General features: G+C 66.4%; 19 protein-coding genes and 1 tRNA gene. 9 read left to right on the top strand and 11 right to left on the bottom strand.

The genetic code is table 11. The features are described from left to right. Positions 1–10 precede the first annotated feature (10 nt). Both HMA55_RS05615 and HMA55_RS05610 read left to right on the top strand, forming a co-directional pair. Positions 11–430: a dihydrofolate reductase gene (locus HMA55_RS05615; protein WP_235961816.1), complete on the top strand. Its 420-nt coding sequence runs from the start codon at positions 11–13 to the stop codon at positions 428–430. A gap of 1 nt (position 431) precedes the next feature. Continuing rightward, a complete protein-coding gene (locus HMA55_RS05610; protein ID WP_181192108.1) occupies positions 432–716 on the top strand; it encodes a glutaredoxin domain-containing protein in 285 nt (94 codons plus the stop codon). Positions 717–728: 12 nt separating this feature from the next. Here the strand turns inward: HMA55_RS05610 and trhA are convergent, their stop codons facing one another. Next, on the bottom strand, positions 729–1388 hold the full coding sequence (gene trhA / locus HMA55_RS05605; RefSeq protein ID WP_181192238.1) for a PAQR family membrane homeostasis protein TrhA: 660 nt from the start codon (positions 1386–1388) through the stop codon (positions 729–731). Between the two features lie 116 nt (positions 1389–1504). Then, positions 1505–2899: a phytoene desaturase family protein gene (locus HMA55_RS05600; RefSeq protein WP_181192107.1), complete on the bottom strand. Its 1395-nt coding sequence runs from the start codon at positions 2897–2899 to the stop codon at positions 1505–1507. 19 nt (positions 2900–2918) lie between these two features. Between HMA55_RS05600 and HMA55_RS05595 the strand changes: the two genes are divergently transcribed. Beyond that, positions 2919–3950 carry a hypothetical protein gene (locus HMA55_RS05595; protein ID WP_181192106.1) on the top strand — a complete coding sequence of 344 codons (1032 nt, stop codon included), beginning with the start codon at positions 2919–2921 and terminating at the stop codon, positions 3948–3950. A gap of 24 nt (positions 3951–3974) precedes the next feature. On the opposite strand, the gene HMA55_RS05590 is transcribed toward HMA55_RS05595, so the two are convergent. Then, positions 3975–4050, bottom strand: a tRNA-Arg gene (locus tag HMA55_RS05590). Between the two features lie 104 nt (positions 4051–4154). Here HMA55_RS05590 and HMA55_RS05585 point away from each other — a divergent pair. Together HMA55_RS05585 and HMA55_RS05580 are read left to right on the top strand one after the other, a co-directional pair. Further along, on the top strand, positions 4155–4988 hold the full coding sequence (locus HMA55_RS05585; protein ID WP_181192105.1) for a DUF1906 domain-containing protein: 834 nt from the start codon (positions 4155–4157) through the stop codon (positions 4986–4988). Positions 4989–5055: 67 nt separating this feature from the next. Further along, positions 5056–6663, top strand: coding sequence for a Rib/alpha-like domain-containing protein (locus HMA55_RS05580; protein ID WP_181192104.1), 1608 nt, complete (start codon positions 5056–5058; stop codon positions 6661–6663). Positions 6664–6716: 53 nt separating this feature from the next. Here the strand turns inward: HMA55_RS05580 and HMA55_RS05575 are convergent, their stop codons facing one another. From HMA55_RS05575 to HMA55_RS05555, 5 genes are all read right to left on the bottom strand, one after another. After that, a complete protein-coding gene (locus HMA55_RS05575; RefSeq protein WP_181192103.1) occupies positions 6717–8366 on the bottom strand; it encodes a solute symporter family protein in 1650 nt (549 codons plus the stop codon). Between the two features lie 3 nt (positions 8367–8369). Beyond that, entirely contained in the window at positions 8370–8708 is a 339-nt protein-coding gene (locus tag HMA55_RS05570) for a DUF485 domain-containing protein (RefSeq protein WP_181192102.1), read from the bottom strand. 201 nt (positions 8709–8909) lie between these two features. Next, positions 8910–9737, bottom strand: a complete 828-nt coding sequence (locus HMA55_RS05565; RefSeq protein WP_181192101.1) for an aldo/keto reductase — start codon at positions 9735–9737, stop codon at positions 8910–8912. 10 nt (positions 9738–9747) lie between these two features. Beyond that, positions 9748–10107, bottom strand: coding sequence for an FKBP-type peptidyl-prolyl cis-trans isomerase (locus HMA55_RS05560; RefSeq protein WP_181192100.1), 360 nt, complete (start codon positions 10105–10107; stop codon positions 9748–9750). Positions 10108–10244: 137 nt separating this feature from the next. After that, positions 10245–11540, bottom strand: coding sequence for a citrate synthase (locus HMA55_RS05555; protein WP_181192099.1), 1296 nt, complete (start codon positions 11538–11540; stop codon positions 10245–10247). Positions 11541–11680: 140 nt separating this feature from the next. Here HMA55_RS05555 and serC point away from each other — a divergent pair, with 140 nt between their 5' ends. From serC to HMA55_RS05540, 3 genes are read left to right on the top strand one after another with little or no spacing between them, the layout of a single operon-like run. Next, positions 11681–12796 carry a phosphoserine transaminase gene (gene serC / locus HMA55_RS05550; protein WP_181192098.1) on the top strand — a complete coding sequence of 372 codons (1116 nt, stop codon included), beginning with the start codon at positions 11681–11683 and terminating at the stop codon, positions 12794–12796. A gap of 55 nt (positions 12797–12851) precedes the next feature. Further along, positions 12852–13775 (top strand): septation protein SepH, encoded by a 924-nt coding sequence (sepH, locus tag HMA55_RS05545; protein ID WP_181192097.1) that lies wholly within the window; start codon positions 12852–12854, stop codon positions 13773–13775. Positions 13776–13794: 19 nt separating this feature from the next. Further along, a complete protein-coding gene (locus HMA55_RS05540; protein WP_181192096.1) occupies positions 13795–14640 on the top strand; it encodes a DUF6928 family protein in 846 nt (281 codons plus the stop codon). An 18-nt stretch (positions 14641–14658) separates the two neighbouring features. Here the strand turns inward: HMA55_RS05540 and HMA55_RS05535 are convergent, their stop codons facing one another. From HMA55_RS05535 to HMA55_RS05525, 3 genes are read right to left on the bottom strand one after another with little or no spacing between them, the layout of a single operon-like run. Continuing rightward, positions 14659–15459, bottom strand: a complete 801-nt coding sequence (locus tag HMA55_RS05535; RefSeq protein ID WP_181192095.1) for a TrmH family RNA methyltransferase — start codon at positions 15457–15459, stop codon at positions 14659–14661. Then, positions 15460–16947 carry an NCS2 family permease gene (locus HMA55_RS05530; protein WP_181192094.1) on the bottom strand — a complete coding sequence of 496 codons (1488 nt, stop codon included), beginning with the start codon at positions 16945–16947 and terminating at the stop codon, positions 15460–15462. Positions 16948–16998: 51 nt separating this feature from the next. Continuing rightward, positions 16999–17679 carry a DUF3027 domain-containing protein gene (locus tag HMA55_RS05525; protein ID WP_181192093.1) on the bottom strand — a complete coding sequence of 227 codons (681 nt, stop codon included), beginning with the start codon at positions 17677–17679 and terminating at the stop codon, positions 16999–17001. 39 nt (positions 17680–17718) lie between these two features. Here HMA55_RS05525 and HMA55_RS05520 point away from each other — a divergent pair, with 39 nt between their 5' ends. Then, complete coding sequence (locus HMA55_RS05520; protein WP_181192092.1) at positions 17719–18507, top strand: glutaminyl-peptide cyclotransferase; 789 nt, start codon at positions 17719–17721, stop codon at positions 18505–18507.

Here is an 18507-nt window from a genome sequence, read left to right as displayed (position 1 = left end):
TGGCGCCGGCATGCCCTGGCACCTGCCGGAAGATCTCAAGCACTTCAAAGAAACCACCCTCGGACACCCCATCATCATGGGTCGCCGAACCTGGGAATCCCTGCCCACCCGGCCGCTGCCGGGGCGCGCGAATCACGTGCTGTCCTCGCGGCAGCCGGGCGCGTGGTCGCGCGGCGCCTACGTCTCCCAGGACATCCCGGACCTGGAAGCGGACGCGTGGATCCTCGGCGGCGCGCAGGTGTACGAGGCGACCATCGACGAGGTGGACGTCATCGAGCGCACGCTTATCGACGTCCATCCGGACCTCCCCCCGACCAAAGCCGTCTACGCGCCCCGGATCGACGGCGACTTCGAGCTCGTCCGCGACGGCGAGTGGCAGACCTCCGCTAATGGCCTGCGCTACAAGTTCCAACGATTTGAAAGGGTTTGACATGACCGTTGCTGCACCTGAGACCTCCTCGCACGTGACCATCTTCGCCGCGGGCTGGTGCCCGTTCTGCCGCAAACTGCGCGAGCGGCTCGACCGCACCGAGACCCCCTACGACCTGGTCGACGTGGACGCCGACGGGATGGACGAGGTCAACGCGTGGATCGAGTCCGTCAACGACGGCAACCGCATTGTGCCCACGGTGCTCTACTCCGACGGCACCCACGCCACCAACCCGGAGGCCTCGGCGGTGCGCGCCAAGCTGCGCGAGCTCACCGGCGAGGAGTGAACCGGGGTGCGTCTACCCCGCCTGCACCACAACCATCCAGATAGCCACGAGGTGGAGCACCGCCGCCACAATGGTCGCGGTGTGGAAGTGCTCGTGGTAGCCGTAATAGCGCGCTGACCGCCCCGGCCACTTGAAACCGTAGACCAGCGCGCCGAGTGTGTATATCACCCCGCCGGCACACAACAGCCACACCACCGCCGCCCCGGCCTCGCGCCAGAGGGTTGGAATGAGTGGGACGATGATCCACCCCAGCCCGACGTAGACCACCACGTCAAGCCAGCGCGGGTGGTTGATCCACACGAGGTTGAGCACCGCTCCCCCGATACCGCCCGCCCATGCGACGGCAAGCATTATCGCCGCAGTAGTCGGGTTAAAGACGGTCAGACACAGCGGCGTGTACGTCGCGGCGATGAACACCGAGATAGTGGCGTGATCCGCTCTGCGCCACCATCGCACGGCGTTCGAGGTGCGCCACGGCCAGCGGTGGTACATTGCCGAGACCCCGAACAGCAAAAATAACCCTGCGCCGTAGACGGTAACTCCGAGCGCCTGGAACCACATCAGCGTCATCCAGGCGTACGTGATCAGCACCGTCGCGGCGAGCGCGGAAAGCAATGCCGCAACGAGGTGGAACCAGCCGCGGATCATGGGGCGCTCGCCTCGATCCGCCATAACGTAGCTGCGCCGCACTTGGCCCGGTTTAGTGTCGGTCACGGATCACCCCCGCTTGGAGTCGTTGGATTGGCCTTTACCTTAAACGCATCCAAACCTACGGGGAAGTAAGTTATTCAGGCAAAGTCCCGCAGCGCCGCGCTGGCGGCCCACCAGCCGGGCATGCCGTGCACGCCCGCCCCGGGCGCGGTCGACGACGACGCGAGGTAGAGCCCCCTGCGCAGCCGGTGCGGCTGACGCATAAGCAGCTGAGCGCCGTCCATGGCCCCGCCCGCGATGTCGCCGCCGACGAGGTTGGGATTCCACCCCTCTAGTGCGGCCGGCGGCGTCTCTATCGTGCCCCGCACCACCGCGCGAAAGCCAGGTGCGAAGCGTTCGATTTGCTGGGTAATCTTTTCCGCCACCTCACCAGGGAAGCGCTCCCTGTAGCCGTGCGGGACATGCGCGTACGTCCACAGCACCAGCCCGCGCGAGGGGTCGGCGGCGTACTGCTGCGCCACCATGACGAACGGTTGCTCGGGCATCACTCCAGCGGCCACCGCCTGCTCGGCGCGCACGATCTCCTCGACCGTGCCGCCGACGTGCACCGTGGCCGCTTCGCCCACACGCGCATCGGACCACGGCACCGGCGCGTCAAGCATGAAATCCACCTTGTGCACGCCCGGGCCGTAGCGCCACCTGCGCATCGACTGGGTGCGGCGGGCCGGCAGCGCGGCGCCGTCGATACGCAGCACCTGGGCGGGAGTGAGGTTGAGGATGACGGCATCCGCCTCGGGTAATTCGCCCACCTCTTCCCCGCAGTGGACCACTCCTCCGTGTTCCGTCACAATTTCGCGCAGCGCCGCCGTGATCGCGCCGGAACCACCGTCGGCCACCGGCCACCCGCGAGTCATGCCCAGCGCCCCAAAGAGCAGGCCGAACGCGCCGGTCAGCGGCCGCGACGGCGAGGTGATCGCATGCGTTGCGCTGCCCGCGAGCAGGGCGCGCGCCTCCTCGGTGCGAAAGACCGCCCGTCCAAGTGCCGCCGCCGGCCACACCCCGCGGGCACCGAATCGCGCGAGCGCAACCGGGTGCCTCGGCACACTCGTCATGGGTGAGAGCACGTCTGCGAGCAGCCCGTCAACGTGATCCACCACCGGCCGATGCAGCCGCACCCAAGCTTGAGCGTCCCCGCCGAGGCCAGCAGCGGTTGCCTCCAGCGAGCCGGCCAGCACCGCCGCGCCGCCGTCGAGCGGGTGCGCCATCTCGTACGGCGCGCGCAGCCACCGCACCCCGTAGTTTTCCAGCCGCAACGCCCGGAAGGCGGGGCTGGCGGCCCCGAAGGGGTGGCAGGCGGCGCCGAGGTCGACCAGCGCGGCGTCGTCAAGCATTTGCGTGGCGGCTGCGCCCCCGACCTCACCAGCGCGTTCGCGCACCTCAACCCGCCACCCGCTGACCGCGAGGCGCGCGGCGGCCGTCAGCCCGTTCGGCCCCGCGCCGACGATCACTGCCACAGGTTTCACTCCGCCCATGCTAGTTAGACTGTCGCCCATGAACGCGAAGCAGATTGGCTGGGCGCTGCACTGGGTCGTGCGCGTGGCCGTATTTGTCATGCTCATGCCGTACGCTCTGTTCAAGCTCGGCCTGATGCAGATGGGCCGGCCCGACTTCCCGGAGCTGCTGATTGCGCTCGGCGAGAAGTCGCCCATGGGGCTGTTGTGGACGTTCATGGGCTTCTCCCCCGTCGTACAATTCCTCGCGGGGCTCGCCGAATTCGTCGCCTGCGTGCTGCTGTTGTGGCGTCGTACCGCGTGGCTCGGCGGGCTTATCGGTTTTTTGGACCTGGCCGTGGTGTGGCTGCTGAACATGACGTTCGACGTGCCCGTGAAAATCCCCGCGGCCATCCAGGCGCTGTTGTTCTTGCTTGTGCTGGCGCCGTGGTTGCCGCGGCTGTTCCGCTTCCTCGCCGGGCGCAGCGTTGAGGCCCTGGATGCGCCGCGCGCGATCACGAGCGAAAAGGTCCACCGCGTCACCCGCTTCTTTCCTGTTTTGGCCCTGGTGATCTCCCTCGGCGCAGCCGGGTTTGCCATGTTCACCGGCATCCCGAAGGCGCTCGACCGGGAAGGCACAGAACTGTCGGGCGTGTACTCGGTGGCCGGTGGCGACATCGAGCCGGCTCCCGCCTTGCCCGATGACCAGCGCTGGGCGGCGATCGCCTTCGGCTCCGTCGACGGCGCCGCCGCAGGTAGCTTCTACCGGGTCGAGAGCGCCGAAACCCCCGAGGGCTCCTTCCACGGGCTCGTTGCCTTACGACGAGCCTCCGGCTCCCTCCAAGAAGGCTTCTACACGCTCGACGGCAACCGGGTGATTATCCAGCTCACGGCACCCATGACCGACGACGGCGTCAACGCCGCCCCGCGCGGGCCCGTCATGGAAACACGCGAGTTCACCTGGCGGGCCGGCGAAGGCACGATTGAACTTGTCCCCGCTGGCGGCGAGGAGTTCGTGCTCACCCCGTCGAAGCTGGGCACTACCCTGCTGGACCGGCCGTTTACGTGGGTCTCCTCGCCGTTTAACCGGTAGTTTTCGCAGGTAGATCTGCACAAATGGCGCCCCCGGTAGGAATCGAACCTACGACACCTTCTTTAGGAGAGAAGTGCTCTATCCACTGAGCTACGGAGGCAATGGCGTTAGGTTACCGCAGCGATTGCGCTCCCCGGAAACCGCCGCCGTACCAGCGCGCGTTTCTCGCGCGAGTTTGAGCACAAACCGCCCGTTGGGGCTAGAGTGACGGATGTGACTACCTTTGATCGCCGCTCATTTTTGAAGTCCGCGGGCGCCCTTACCGCCGCTGCGGCGGCCGCATCCACCGCACTCTCCCCCGCCGCGCAGGCTCAGCAGCGTCGAGTGCTGGGCACGGTCGTGGACTACTCGGCTGGGGTGCCGTCGGCAGGCGCTGTGAAAGCAGCGGGCCACATGGGCGCAGTGCGCTACGTTTCCGAGCGACGCCCCGGCGCGGAATGGATGCGAGGCAAGCCCGTGACCATCGGCGAGACCCGCGATTACCAGGCGAACGGCCTAGCCGTCGCCTCCGTCTACCAGTTCGGCCGAGCGGAGACCGCCGATTGGAAACGCGGTGCCCTCGGCGCCGCTGAGCACGCCCCGCAGGCCATCGCACTGCACAAAGCGGCGGGTGGCCCGACCGGGCGCCCGATTTACGTCGCGATCGACGACAACCCGACGCTCACCCAGTTCAACTCGCTGATCAACCCATACCTGAAGGCGATGGGCGTCGCACTGAACGCGGCCGGGTACCAGCTTGGCGTCTACGGCAACTACTACACCATCGCGTGGTGCCTGGAAGACGGCATCGGCTCCTACTTTTGGCAGCACGACTGGGGCTCCCGCGGCCAGATTCACTCGCGCGCAAACATCCACCAGGTTGCGGGCCGCCAGGCTTATATCGAGGGCATCCAGGTGGACATCAACAACGTGTACGCCTCGGACTGGGGCCAGTGGACGCCGGGCCAAGGATCGACGTTAACAAACATGACTCCGGGCGACTGGTCGACACTGCTCCAGGGCAGCAGCCAGCTCTCCTCTTCCTGGCTACCGCGTTAAATGAGAAATTTCTAGGGATTTATCTAAACTAGTCAAAGTATTCTCTTACTACTTTGACAGGAGTCCCGTGAAAACCACCCGCCTTGTCGCCGCCGCACTGACGGCCGCGCTCGCCACCACCACCGTCGTTCCTGCCTCCGCCGCCGACTTCATGTCGCGCACCTACAACCCGGGCTACGCCGACGCGCAGACCACCCCGGGCAACGCGGTGCGCATCCCCGTCAGCGGCGCTTTCCCCGCCGGCACCACGTTCTCGGTCAATGACACGGCAGGCTGGGGCTTTTCTGTCGATGCCTCCGGCACCGTCACCGCCACTCCTCGCGGCCAGTACCCCGGCGCATGGGCGCAAAACTACGTCACCATCACCTACCCGGACCACACCGTGGATTACGCGCTGTTCACCGTGCGCGTTGTCGCCCCGTCGGTCTCCCTCGCAGAGTCGCTCGACTTGTCCTGGGGCGACGCCACCGTGGCGCCGGGCGGGTCCGTGACGCTTCGCCCGAGCGTTTCCCTCCCGGCCGGCTCCCAGCTCGCCGCTCCCACCGGTTCCGGCGGCTGGCGTGTCGAGGCGGACCAGGCCAGCGGCGAGGTCACCGTCTCCGCCCCGGCGGGCGCCCGCGCAGGTGCTGGGCTGGGTATCACGCTCGGCGTGGCCTTCCCGGACGGTTCCACCAAGCAGTACACCTCCCGCATCACCGTGGGCAAGGAGCCAAGCCTATCGACGAGCTCCGCGCCGAAGACCACGCTGAAGACCACGCCGAAGCCCGCCCCTGCCCCGGCGGTGGGCGAACTGTCCTACCCCGACACCGCCGTTTCCGCCAACGAGCGCGTCACCGTCTTCCTCAATGGCTCGCTGCCGGAGGGCGCCCGAGTGATCGGCCCGAACCAGCAGTACAACGGGTGGTCGCTGCACACGGATGAACAGACTGGCGCGATCACCTTCGCCGCCCCGCGAAACGCTCAGCCCGGCTACGCGCTGGTACTCGAGGTGGCTGTCCTGCTCCCGGACGGCAGCACGCGCGACCTGACCGCGAAGGCCTACGTACCGGCAACCGCGGAGGGCGCGACCCCCGGCAGCTCGACCCAGACAACCACCCCGAAGCCAAGCACCCCCAAGCCGAGCACGTCGACCACTGCCCCGAAGCCGAGCACGTCGACCACTGCCCCGAAGCCGAGCACGTCGACCACTGCCCCCAAGCCGGCCCCAACCACCCGCTCCACCCCGGCGCGCCCCGCTGCTGAGACCGCGAACGTGTCGATTGCAGACACCACCATCACGGCTGGCGAGAGCATCGTGGTCACCCCGGAAGGCCTGCCTGAGGGTGCCCGCGTGTTTGTCACCGAGGAGACCCGTGGCGGCTGGACCATCGCCCGCGAGGGCGAGACCGGCATCCGCGTCGCCGCGGCGCGCGGCATGCGCCCCGGCAGCGTGTTGCGCATCAACGCCGCCATTCAGTTCGCGGACTACTCCTCCGTCAACCGCGTGTTCACCGTCAAGGTTGTTCGGGGAACGGCGACGGGTGGGCTGACCACCGCACCCGCACCGACCACCACCGCACCCGCCCCGGCCCCGGGCAACGCGGCCTCCCCGGCGGATGTGATCACGGGTCTCGCCCTCGCGCTCGGCCTGCTCGGCACGATAGGCCTCGTCGGCAGGTTCTTCCCGTTCTTCTAACAGGCGTTAAAACGGCCTGATCCTCCCAGGGATCAGGCCGTTTTCGTGTGTGGCTAGTGGTCGACCGGGGCCTCGACGCCGACGCCGGTCAGCGAGCGGACCTCCATCTCGGCCTGGAGCTCGTCGAAGTTGTCGGGCTTGCCTAGATAGGTGCCGATGATGCCGGCCAGGAAGCCGAGCGGGATGGACACGATGCCGGGGCTGGACAGCGGGAAGATGGCCCAGTCCGCATTGGGGAACATCGCTGTGGCGCTGCCTGACACTGCCGGCGAAAGAGCGATCAGCACGAGCGCGGAGATCAGGCCGGTGTAGATCGATGCCACCGCCCCGGTGGTGTTGAAGCGCTTCCAGTACAGGGAGTACAGAATGGTCGGCAGGTTCGCGGACGCGGCGATGGCGAACGCCAGGGAGACCAGGAACGCCACGTTCTGTTGCATAGCCAGGATGCCGAGAATGATGGAGACGATGCCCAGCACAACCACGGTGATGCGGGAGACGCGGACCTGCTCTTCCTCGGTGGATTGGCCGTCGCGAAGCACTGCGTCGTACACATCGTGCGCGATGGACGCAGATGCCGTGATGGCCAGGCCAGCCACCACCGCGAGCACGGTGGCGAACGCCACCGCAGAGATGAGCGCCATGAAGATGGAGCCGCCGAGCTCGAACGCCAGCAGCGGTGCTGCGGAGTTCGCGCCGCCGGGTGCCGCGAGAATGCGGTCCGGCCCAACGAACGCGGCCGCGGCGTAGCCCAGCACCAGGGTGAGCAGGTAGAAGGAGCCGATGAGCACGATCGCCCAGGTCACAGACTTACGGGCTTCCTTGGCTGTGGGCACGGTGTAGAAGCGCATGAGCACGTGCGGCAGGCCCGCGGTGCCGAGCACCAGCGACAGGCCGAGGGAGACGAAGTCGAGCTTCGAAGTGGTGGATTTGCCGTACTTCAGGCCTGGCTTAAGAATGTCTTCGGCCTGGTAGCCCTTCTCCGCGATGTGGCCGGAGGCGGCGTGTGAGTCAATGGCCCGGTCGAACACCGCCGTCAGGCCGCCTTTGGCCATGATGAAGGCGAGGACGGTCATGATCAGCACGCCGGTGATGAGGAGTACCGCCTTGATCATCTGGACGTACGTGGTGCCCTTCATGCCGCCGACGAGGACGTAGATGATCATGATCACGCCGACGATGCCGACACAGATCGCCTGGGCCGTGAAGGAGTGCAGGTCCAGCAGCACGGACACCAGTGAGCCGGCGCCGGCCATTTGCGCGATCAGGTAGAACAGCGACACAAACAGCGTGCCAAAGGCGGCGGCCACGCGCACCGGCTTCTGGCGCAGACGGAAGGACAGCACATCGGCCATGGTGAAGCGGCCGACATTGCGCAGCGGCTCGGCCACCAGCAGTAGTGCGACCAGCCACGCCACGAAGAAGCCGACGGAGTACAAAAAACCGTCGTAGCCGTTGAGTGCGATGGATCCGACGATGCCCAGGAACGACGCCGCGGACAGGTAGTCGCCTGCGATGGCGAGGCCGTTTTGCGTGCCGCTGAACGACGCTCCTCCGGTATAAAAGTCCGCCGATTCGTTCGTGGTCTTACCGGCGCGAGTCACGATGTAGAGGGTGATCACGATAAAGGCGCCGAAGATCGCGATGTTGAGGATCGGATTGCCGGTCTTCTCGCCGGCTTCGGCGGCGAGCAAGTAGGTCTGCATGGTTTAGCCCTCCATCTCTTGGCGGATGTGAGCCGCCCGCGGCTCGATGTTCTTGTTCGCCCACTTCACGTAGACCCAGGTAATCAGGAACGTGGTGAAGAACTGGGCGAAGCCGAGCCACAGGCCGACGTTGAGGCCGAGGAAGTCCCGGGCCATGGCGTCCGGCGCGAAGGTGGCGAAGACGACGTAAAAGACGTACCAGAGGAACGCCCCGATCATTACCGGGAACGTGAAGCCGCGGAACGTGCTTCGCAGGTCCTGGAATTCGGGGCTTTGCTGCATCGCAACGAACTCGCCTGGAGTTGGTTCGCGGCGCTGCGGGACAGCTGTTGAACCGGCCATGGCCTCGATCCTTTCTTGTATGTGGAGGTGTGGTCCTTGTCTCGCCGGCGTATGTGATCTCCGACTCAACAATCAAAATGTAACCTACAACACACTGACTTTTACACTGTTTCCCACATCTCTTTTAGGAACCGCTTCCGGGCATGCAAAAAGCCCAGCTGCACATTCGTGCAACTGGGCTTGCGGGCCGCGGTAGGGCGTCTACCCCGGGAACGTCAGCGGATCACCCGAAAGGCGCTCGCCCCGGACCCCGTCGAGGGTGGCGACGTCCTCGTCGGTCAGCGCAAGATCCACCGCGCCAAGGTTTTCCACCAGGCGCTGCGGGTTCGCGGTCTTCGGGACCACGGAGCAACCAAGCTTCATCAAGTACGCCAGCGACACCTGCGCCGGGGTGGCCTCGTGCGCGTCGGCGACGGCGCGGATGGCCGGGTCGTCGAAATTGGATCCGCGCGCGATCGGAGCCCACGCCTCGGTCACGATGTCATGTTCCTCGTGGTAGGCGCGCAGCTCCGGTTGGGTGAACCCGGCGTGCAGCTCCACCTGGTTGAGCACCGGGGTGATGCCGGTGGCCTCGATGATCTCGTCGAGAACTTCGGGGTAGAAGTTCGCCACACCCACGGACTGCAGCCGACCCATCCCCTGCAGCTCGGCGATCTGCTCGAATGCCTTGACGTAGGTGCCGTGCTGTGGCCACGGCCAGTGCACGAGATACAGGTCGACGAACTCCAGGTTGAGCCGCTCCAGCGATTCCTGGTAGGCCGCTGCCACCCGTTCCTGGTCGTCGTTCCACAACTTGGTGGTGACGAACAGCTCCTCGCGGGTGACGTCGCCGGCCTTGATCGCGTCGTTGATGGCCTTACCCACCTCGACTTCGTTGTCGTACAGCGCCGCGGTGTCGATGTGGCGGTAGCCGAGTTCGATCGCGGTGCGCACGATCCGTTCCACGTCTTCGCCGGTCAGCTTGTAGGTGCCGAGGCCGAGGAGGGGGAAATCGTAGCCGTCGTTAAGCGTGGTGACGGGGATGCGCATGGGGGGCCTCCTAGCTCGCGTCGAGCAGGTCGATGATGAACACCAGGGTGCGGCCGGACAGCGGGTGACCGCCGCCAGCGGGGCCGTAGGCCTTCTCCGGCGGGATGGTCAGCTGTCGGCGCCCGCCGACTTTCATGCCCGGAATGCCCTCCTGCCAGCCCTGGATCAGGCCGGTGAGCGGAAACTCGGCGGCCTCGCCGCGGTCCCAGGAGGAATCGAACTCCTCACCCGTTTCAAAGTCCACGCCAAGGTAGTGCACCTTGACAAACCCACCGGCCACGGCCTCCTCGCCGTCGCCGACGGTGATGTCCTCGACGACGAGGTCTGCGGGCGCCGGGCCCTCCGGCTTGTCAATGAACGGCTTTTCCATAGCGTTGAAACTCCTTGCAAGTTTGTGCGCGGTTCACAAAGAAACCGCCGAGAACTTCCTCCCAAAAGTATAAGGGAAGAACAATTCTCGGCGGCGCAGCGTCGTAGCCGTATGCCTATCGACGCCCTCCGGTCCCCCTAGCGCTGGTCACGCGGCACGAAGTCGCGCTGCTGGTAGCCGGTGTAAATCTGGCGCGGGCGGTTGATCTTGGTGTTCATCTCCAGCTGCTCGCGGTACTGGGCGATCCAGCCCGGCAGGCGGCCGATAGCGAACAGCACGGTGAAGAAGTCCGTGGGGAAGCCCATCGCGCGGTAGATCAGGCCGGTGTAGAAGTCCACGTTCGGGTAGAGCTTGCGCTGGATGAAGTAGTCGTCGTTCAGCGCGATCTCCTCGAGCTTCATGGCAAGATCCAGCAGCTCGTCGCCGCCGAGGTGCTCGAGCACCTCGTGCGCGGTGTCCTTCACAATGGCTGCGCGCGGGTCGTAGTTCTTGTACACGCGGTGACCGAAGCCCATGAGGCGGACACCCTTTTCCTTGTTCTTCACGCGGTTCATGAAGTCGGTGGCGTCGCCGTCGTGGTTGTTCTTGATGTCCTCGAGCATCTCCAGCACAGCCTGGTTCGCGCCGCCGTGCAGCGGGCCCGCCAGCGCGTTGATGCCGCCGGCGACGGCGACAAACATGTTGGCCTGCGCGGAGGCGATCATGCGCACGGTGGAGGTGGAGCAGTTCTGCTCGTGGTCGGCGTGGAGGATGAGGAGCTTGTCCAGCGCGTCGGTGAGGATCGGGTCGATCTCGTAGTCCTCGGTCGGGTAGCCGAACATCATGCGCATGAAGTTCTCGCGCGGGTTCAGCGAGTTGTCCGGGTACATGTACGGCTTGCCGCGGGATGCGCGGTAGGCGTACGCGGCGAGCATGGGCACCTTGGCCATGAGGCGCACGGTGGCCTTGTTCAGCTGCTCCTCATCCAGCGGGTTGAGCTGGTCCTGGTAGTACGCGGAGAGAATGTTCACCGAGGACGCGAGCACCGCCATCGGGTGAGCGTTGCGCGGGAAGATGTTGAACGCGGCCTTGAAGTCCTCGTCCAAAAGGGTGTGGTGGCGCAGCTCGGAGTTGAAGTTCTCCAGCTCGTCGGTGGTCGGCAGCTCGCCGTTGATGAGCAGGTAGGACACCTCGTTGAAGGTGGCGTTTTCTGCCAGGTCCGCGATGTCGTAGCCGCGGTAGCGCAGGATGCCGGCGTCACCGTCGATGTAGGTGATCTTGGACTCGGTGGAGCCGGTGGAGACGTAGCCCGGGTCGAAGGTGACCAGCCCGGTCTCGCCGAGGAACTTGCCAAGCACGACACCGTCGTTGCCCTCGGTGGCGTGCATGATGTCCATTTCGTACTCGCCGCCCGGGTAGTGGAGTACGGCCTTGTCCTTGTTCTCAGTAGCCACTGATTTCCCCTTCCAGGTAGTTTTCTCGGCTGTCGTTGGGATAGCTTCCGGCAACCAGGTTTTACGTATGGCACTCTAGCAAAGTTTGTGACGCGTCTGACAACACTTGCAACCGCGAGGCCGCACCACAGATACCATGCATGTTTGTGCATGATTTTCCCCAGATACCAGCGCACCTGCTCCCACGAGACGGTCGGTTCGGCTCCGGCCCGTCGAAAGTTCGCCCCGCCCAGCTAGAGGCGCTCGTCCGCTCCGGGCCGATGGGTACCTCCCACCGCCAGCCCCCGGTAAAAAGCCTCGTCGCAGATATCCGCGAGGGCCTGGCCGCGCTGTTCGACCTCCCCGCCGGCTACGAGGTCGCGCTCGGAGTCGGCGGCACCACGGCGTTTTGGGACGCCGCAACTTTCAGCCTGATCCAGCGCCGCTCGGCGCACTTGAGCTACGGCGAGTTCTCCGCCAAGTTCGCCTCTGCCGCCGCCCGCGCCCCGTGGCTCGCCGATCCGTTCATCCGCGAGGCCACCGATCCGCGCGAGCTGGAAGCCGCCGACGCGGACGTCGTCGCGTGGGCGCATAATGAGACCTCTACCGGCGTCGCCATTCCCGTCACCCGCCCGCACACGGACGCCCTCACGCTTATCGACGCCACCTCCGGCGCCGCCGGCCTCCCCGTCGACTTCACCGCCTCCGACGCCTACTACTTTTCGCCCCAGAAGGGGTTCGCCTCCGACGGCGGGCTGTGGCTGGCGTGCCTGAGCCCCGCCGCAGTCGAACGCATCGAGCGCATCCACGCTTCCGGCCGCTTCGTCCCGGCCTTCCTCGACCTCCACATTGCGTTGGAGAACTCCCGCAAGAACCAGACGTATAACACCCCTGCCATTGCCACGCTGATCATGCTGCGCGAACAGATCCGCTGGATGCTGGAGCAGGGCGGGCTCGACGCGATGACCGCGCGCACTGCCGAGTCCGCGCACCACCTCTACTCCTGGGCCGAGCACCACGAGCTCGCCGAGCCGTACGTGCGGGATCCCCGGCTGCGTTCGCAAGTGGTGGGCACGATCGACTTCGCGGAGCACGTCGACGCCGCCCAGCTCGCGGCTGCCCTGCGCGCCAACGACATCGTGGACACGGAGCCGTACCGCAAGCTGGGCCGCAACCAGCTGCGCGTGGGCATGTTCCCGGCGGTGGACCCGGAGGACGTGCGCGCGCTGACGGGGGCGGTGGACTGGCTGCTCGCTGCCGGTGTGGGCAGCCGTTGACACGTCGGGGAGTCCGTTAAGCTGGACGCGTATCTGCCCAGCGGAAAGGTGATCTATGCGCGAGCTGTACTTCTTGGAGGAGGAGTCGACGGAGACGTTTTTCGTCCTCCGCGACGACAACGGGATGCGCTACCAGTTGGCGCGCGCCGAGCTCGAGCCCCTGCGTATCGACGATCGCTCCGCCACACCTCCCGCAGAACCCGCCGCAGCCCCGGCGCCAGCCGAGGAGGTGGAGCCCGCAGAGCCGCAACCTGCACCAGCGCCGGAGCCTGCCCCGGTTGAGCGGACCCTGCCGGAACCCGATCCTCTGTACGCCACCCCGCTGTCCATGCGCCCGAACGAGATCCAAGCCCGGCTGCGCGCCGGCGCCACCGCCGCCGAGCTCGCGGACGAGATGGGGGTGGCGCAAAGCCGCCTGGATGTGTACGCCCACCCGGTGCTGCTCGAGCGCGCGCAGGTGGCCGAGGCCGCGAAGCAGTCCCACCCGGTGCGCGAGGACGGCCTGGCGAAGCAGACCCTCTTCGAGATTCTGGCTACGGCTTTCGCGGCCCGCGGGCACTCCATCAGCGACGCGGAGTGGGACGCCACCCGCGAGCAGGGCGACAGCTGGGTCGTCCGCGTGACCTGGAAGGCGGGGTTGACCGAGAACGAAGCGCTGTGGACTTTCAAGCGCGCCATGGGCTCGGGTGCGCAGACAGAGGCGCGCAACGCGATGGCCGCGGACCTGACCGACCCCGACTTTGCCCAGCCGGTGCGCTCCCTGTCGGCGGTGCGCACCGAGCGAGACGACGCGGTAGGTGTCGACGGGGCGGGGCAACCGGAGGTCGTCGATAGGCAAGACGATGTGGTTGAGGGCGACTTCCTACGCCACCCCGACGAGGACGAGCATCCGCAGCAGCGGCGCCGGAAGGCCGTCACCCCGCACTGGGAGGATGTGTTGTTGGGTGTTCGGACGAATACCAAGCGCCCGAAGCGGTAGAACATTTCAGGATGTGGCCATGAGTTTCCCAGCGGTCGTTACGCTTTGGTTTGTCAATACCGCCGATCCTGCCGGCGTGCTCGAGCGGGAGCCGAAGGCCGACCGCGGGTTCGGGCGCAAGCTGCTCGCCCAGGTCAACCCGGCTTGGCCGATCACCCCGATCGGCTCGTTCCCGCTGAACCGTTCCTCGGTGCCCGGCCGCGACGAGTTCTACATCGCCGGCTTCCCCGGGGTGTCCGTGGTGCGGATGCTTGTCGACGACGCTTCCTCCCTCTCCCAAGGCTCCCCATGGCTCACGGCCCTGCCCGCTTCGGACGTTTTTGTCATCGCCACCGGGATGGACAACGATTACGGCGGGTTCGCCCACTTCATCGGCGACACGGTTTCCCGCAGCTTCTGCGCAACCCGCACGCACGTCATCGAGGACACGGGTCTGCCGGAGCCGTTCGAGGCCCCCTACTGGGCCGGTGAGCGCGCCGAGCAAGCCGGCGGCATCGCGCTGCCCTTCGAGCCGAGGGATTTGGCGTTGTCCGCCGAGCGCCACTGGCTGGGGGTGGACATCGGCGAAGACGGCCCCGACATCAACGTGGTCGGCTACGCCGTGGACGGCCGGCCGGAGCCGAAGATTGAGGAGAGGAAGGCGCCGGCGGTGAAGTCCGTGGACGCCGTGGCCTCCAGGTTCGCGGAGAAGTCCAAGGCCTACGACGACTACGAGGACGCGCCCGAGGATGAGTCCGGTGACGAGTTCGCGGAGCTGGCGGACGCGTCGGTGGCGGCAGCGAAACGCGTCGGGCGCGGCCTGCGCCGCCGCTGGGCGGAATTCTGGACGGCGCTGTCGGAGCGCATCCGCCATTTCGACCGCTAGCGGGCGCTCGGCGGCCTGCTACCGCGCCCGTTCGTAGAACGCGATCGCGGCGGATGTTGCCACGTTGAGCGAATCGGTACCCGGGGCCATGGGGATCTTCGCGCGCACATCGGTGGCGCGCATCGCGTGCGGGGTGAGGCCGGGGCCCTCGCCTCCGACGAGGAACGCGACCTTGTCGTAGCCCTGGATGGCGTCTTTCAACTCGACGGCGTCATCGGCCGGGGTGAGCGAAATCAGCCACCACCCGGCTTCGCGCAGCTGTTCCAGGGAACGCTGCCACGTTGTCGGGGTGCCGTCCAGGTGCGCGAATGGGGTGCGCAGCACGTGCCCCATGGATACGCGCACGCTGCGTCGGTACAGCGGGTCCGCGGTGGACGCGCCGAACAGGACACCGTCCACGCCCATGCCGGCGGCGTTGCGGAAGATGGAGCCGATGTTCTCGTGGTCGCCCACGCCCTCCAGAATCACGAGGGTGCGCGCGCCGTCGATCACGTCCGCCACGGTGAGCGGCTCCGGCTTGTCCGCGGAGACCAGCAGGCCGCGGTGCATGTCGTAGCCGGCCACTTCCCCCATGATCTCGCGCGTGATCTGATACACCGGCACGCCGCGGGCGGCGAGCTGGTCGCCGTAGTCCTCCATGAAGGACGCGAGTCGCCCGCCAAAGCCGAACACGGCGCGCACCGGGAAGCGGGATTCCACGAGCCGCCCGGCCACTAGCGGCCCTTCCGCGAATACTAGGCCCTTGTCCTTGTCGGAGTGTTTGAGGTCGCGGATGTCGTTGAGGCGGGGGTCCAAAGGGTCGTCGATAGGCAAAAGCATCTAGCCGAGTGCCGCCAAGATCGGGCCCTGCGCGAAGTAGACCACGAACAGGGCGGAAATGAGCCACATGATCCAGTGGATGTCTTTCACCTTGCCCGCGAACAGCGAGAGCAGAGCGAAAGAGATGAATCCGACGCCGATGCCGTTGGCGATGGAGTAGGTCAGCGGCATGGTCACGATGGTGAGGAACGCCGGCAGCGCGACGGTGAAATCAGTCCAACGGATTTGTCCAACCTGCATCATCATGAGCGCACCCACGACCACGAGGACGGGGGCCACGGCCTCGATGGGCACGATCTCGTAAAGCGGGGTGAAGAACATGGCGGCCAGAAACAGCACGCCTGTGACCACGTTGGCCAGACCGGTGCGCGCGCCGTCCGCGATGCCGGCGGACGAATCCACGAACACCGTGTTCGAGGACGCGGACGCCGCCCCGCCCACCACAGCGCCGAAACCTTCGACCACTAGGGCCCGCTTCATGTCCGGCAGCACGCCGTCTTCACCGGCGAGTCCGGCCTGGCGCCCGAGCGCAGTCATGGTGCCCATGGCATCGAAGAAGTTTGCCAGCACGAGTGTGAACACGAGCAGCGATGCGGAGATCACACCGACGTTGACAAACGCGCCGAAGAGGTCGACGTTGCCCACAATCGACAGGTCTGGAACGCCGCCCAGGGATTCGGGCAGGGACGGCACGGCCAGGTTCCAACCCTCCGGGTTGTCCGCGGAGGATCCCGCGCCGGTGAGCTTCTCCACGATCATGGCGATGACGGTGGTGACCACGATGCCGATAAACAGGCCGCCGCGAATGTTGCGGACCACCATGAAGCCGCAGATGAACAGGCCGATGATGAAGACGAACGTGGGCCACGAAGAGATGGAGCCGCCGGTGCCGAGCTGAACCGGGACGGTGGTCATGGCGGCGTCGGGGATGCGGCGGACAAAGCCGGCGTCCACGAGACCGATGGTGGCGATGAACATGCCGATGCCTACGCTCATGGCCACCTTCATGGAATCCGGGATGGCGTTGAACACTGCGGTGCGGAACCCGGAGACGGCGAGCAGGACGATGATGATGCCGTCGATGACCACCAGGCCCATCGCCTCGGGCCAGGTCAGCCCCTGCTGGCCCACCATGGTCACTGCGACAAGGGTGTTGATACCCAGGCCGGTGGCGATACCGAACGGGTATTTCGCAACCACGCCGAACAGGATGCTCATCACGCCTGCGGTCAGCGCGGTTGCGGCAGCAACCTGAGGGATGCCCAGGACTACCCCCTCGCGGTCCGGGCTGGTGCCGATGATCAGCGGGTTGAGCAGCACGATGTAGGCCATCGCGAAAAACGTCACTACCCCGGCGCGCACCTCGGTGCCGACCGTGGATCCGCGCTCGCTGATGTGGAAAAAGGAGTCCAGCGCGCCGCGCGGCTGCGGCTGTTCCTTATGCAGTTTTGCTCCCGTGGTGGTACTCACGTCGCAACAGTGTCGCATTCTGCCTGCGAAAACGCCAATCGTTGGGCGCCCCAACGATTGGGGCGGCGGCTACTGCCCGACGGTGGTGTCCGAGTGCGCTCCGCAGCCGTACGACGATGCCACCACATGCCCATCCGCGGAGTACTCGTTGGCGCAGACGCCGAAGTGCTCGCCCACCGGCTCCCCCAGCGGGATATAGAAGGCGCAGGAGCGGCACGACAGCGCGGCCTTCTCCGCGAACTCGCTGTTCGGCCCGAAGTCCCCGGTGCGCCAGCGCTTCTTCGCCTCCTCCAGCCCGGTGACGGTGAGGTACCGCTTCGTCTCCCGGCCGGTGAAGGTGACGGCGTCGCGGGAGAAGGAATCGTCGGTCACGCGGTCGTCGTCAGGCGAAAGCTCCATGATGTCGCCCGGGCCCAAGTCCCCTGGCAGGAGGCGCTCGGAGTACGGCACCCAATCCGGGGCCTCGAGTGCGCCCTGCGACGGCACAAGCGCGACCTCGTTGACCGTCACCCAGTCCGAGCCGTCGGCGCACGCCACCACGGCGTTCCATTCCCAGCCCGCGTAGCCAGGCACATCCGCCTCGAAGCGGTGCGTGGCTACGTTGCGGCCGAGCCCGGTCACCCCGATATGCTCGCCCACTTCCCCTGCGGCGATCTCTGCCAGCGCCTCCCGCGCCGTTGTAACTGCGTCCGCGGACAGCAGGGGGCTGGGCTGCTGCGGTTTGCGAGAACGGTTGTTGGATCGTGACACGGTTCCCCATTATTGCCCACGTGGGGCAAGATAGTTTCCATGGGTCGTTTCACCGCCGCCGTCTGCTGCTCCACGCTCGCTCTGCTGGCGGGTTGTTCCTCCCCCGAGGCCGCAGGCCCCGGAGTAGAGCGCCTGACCGCCCACGTTGAGCAGCGCCTGCCGTTCGACAGCTCCAGCTTCACCCAGGGTCTCGAGGTCGCCGAGGACGGCACCATCTATGTGGGCACCGGCCAGGAGGGCGAATCCCGCCTGTACACCCGCTCGCCCGAGGGCGAGGAGTTGAGGTCGGTGGACCTGGATCCCGCGTTCTTTGGCGAAGGCATCACGCGTATCGACGACATCCTGTGGCAACTCACCTGGCAAAACGGCACCGCCATCCGCCGCGACGCCGCCACGCTGGAAGAAACCGGCCGCGCGCACTACGACGGCGAGGGCTGGGGCATCTGTTCCCGCGAAAACGAGGTGATTTTCTCCGACGGCACGGCGGAGCTGCGCCGCATGGACCCGGAAACCTTCCAGGAGCGGGAACGATTCACCGTCACGCTGGACGGCCAGCCAGTGCTTGGCCTCAACGAGCTGGAGTGCGTGGGCGACGACATCTACGCCAACGTGTTCACCACCACCAACATCATGCGCATCGACGCGGCCACGGGCGACGTCACCGCCGTCATCGACGCCTCTGCCCTGCCCAACAACGCGGAACCGGACCCGAACAACGTGCTCAACGGCATCGCGCACATCCCCGGAACGCAGGAGTTTTACCTCACCGGCAAGCGCTGGCCGGACATGTACCGCGTGACGTTCCGGGACGAGCAGGCCGCCAAGTAG

It is taken from the genome of Corynebacterium wankanglinii, from assembly GCF_013601005.1.
Taxonomy (GTDB): Bacteria; Actinomycetota; Actinomycetes; order Mycobacteriales; family Mycobacteriaceae; genus Corynebacterium; species Corynebacterium wankanglinii.
Note: the sequence above shows the minus strand (reverse complement) of the source record. Positions and strands in the feature narration are given on the sequence as shown.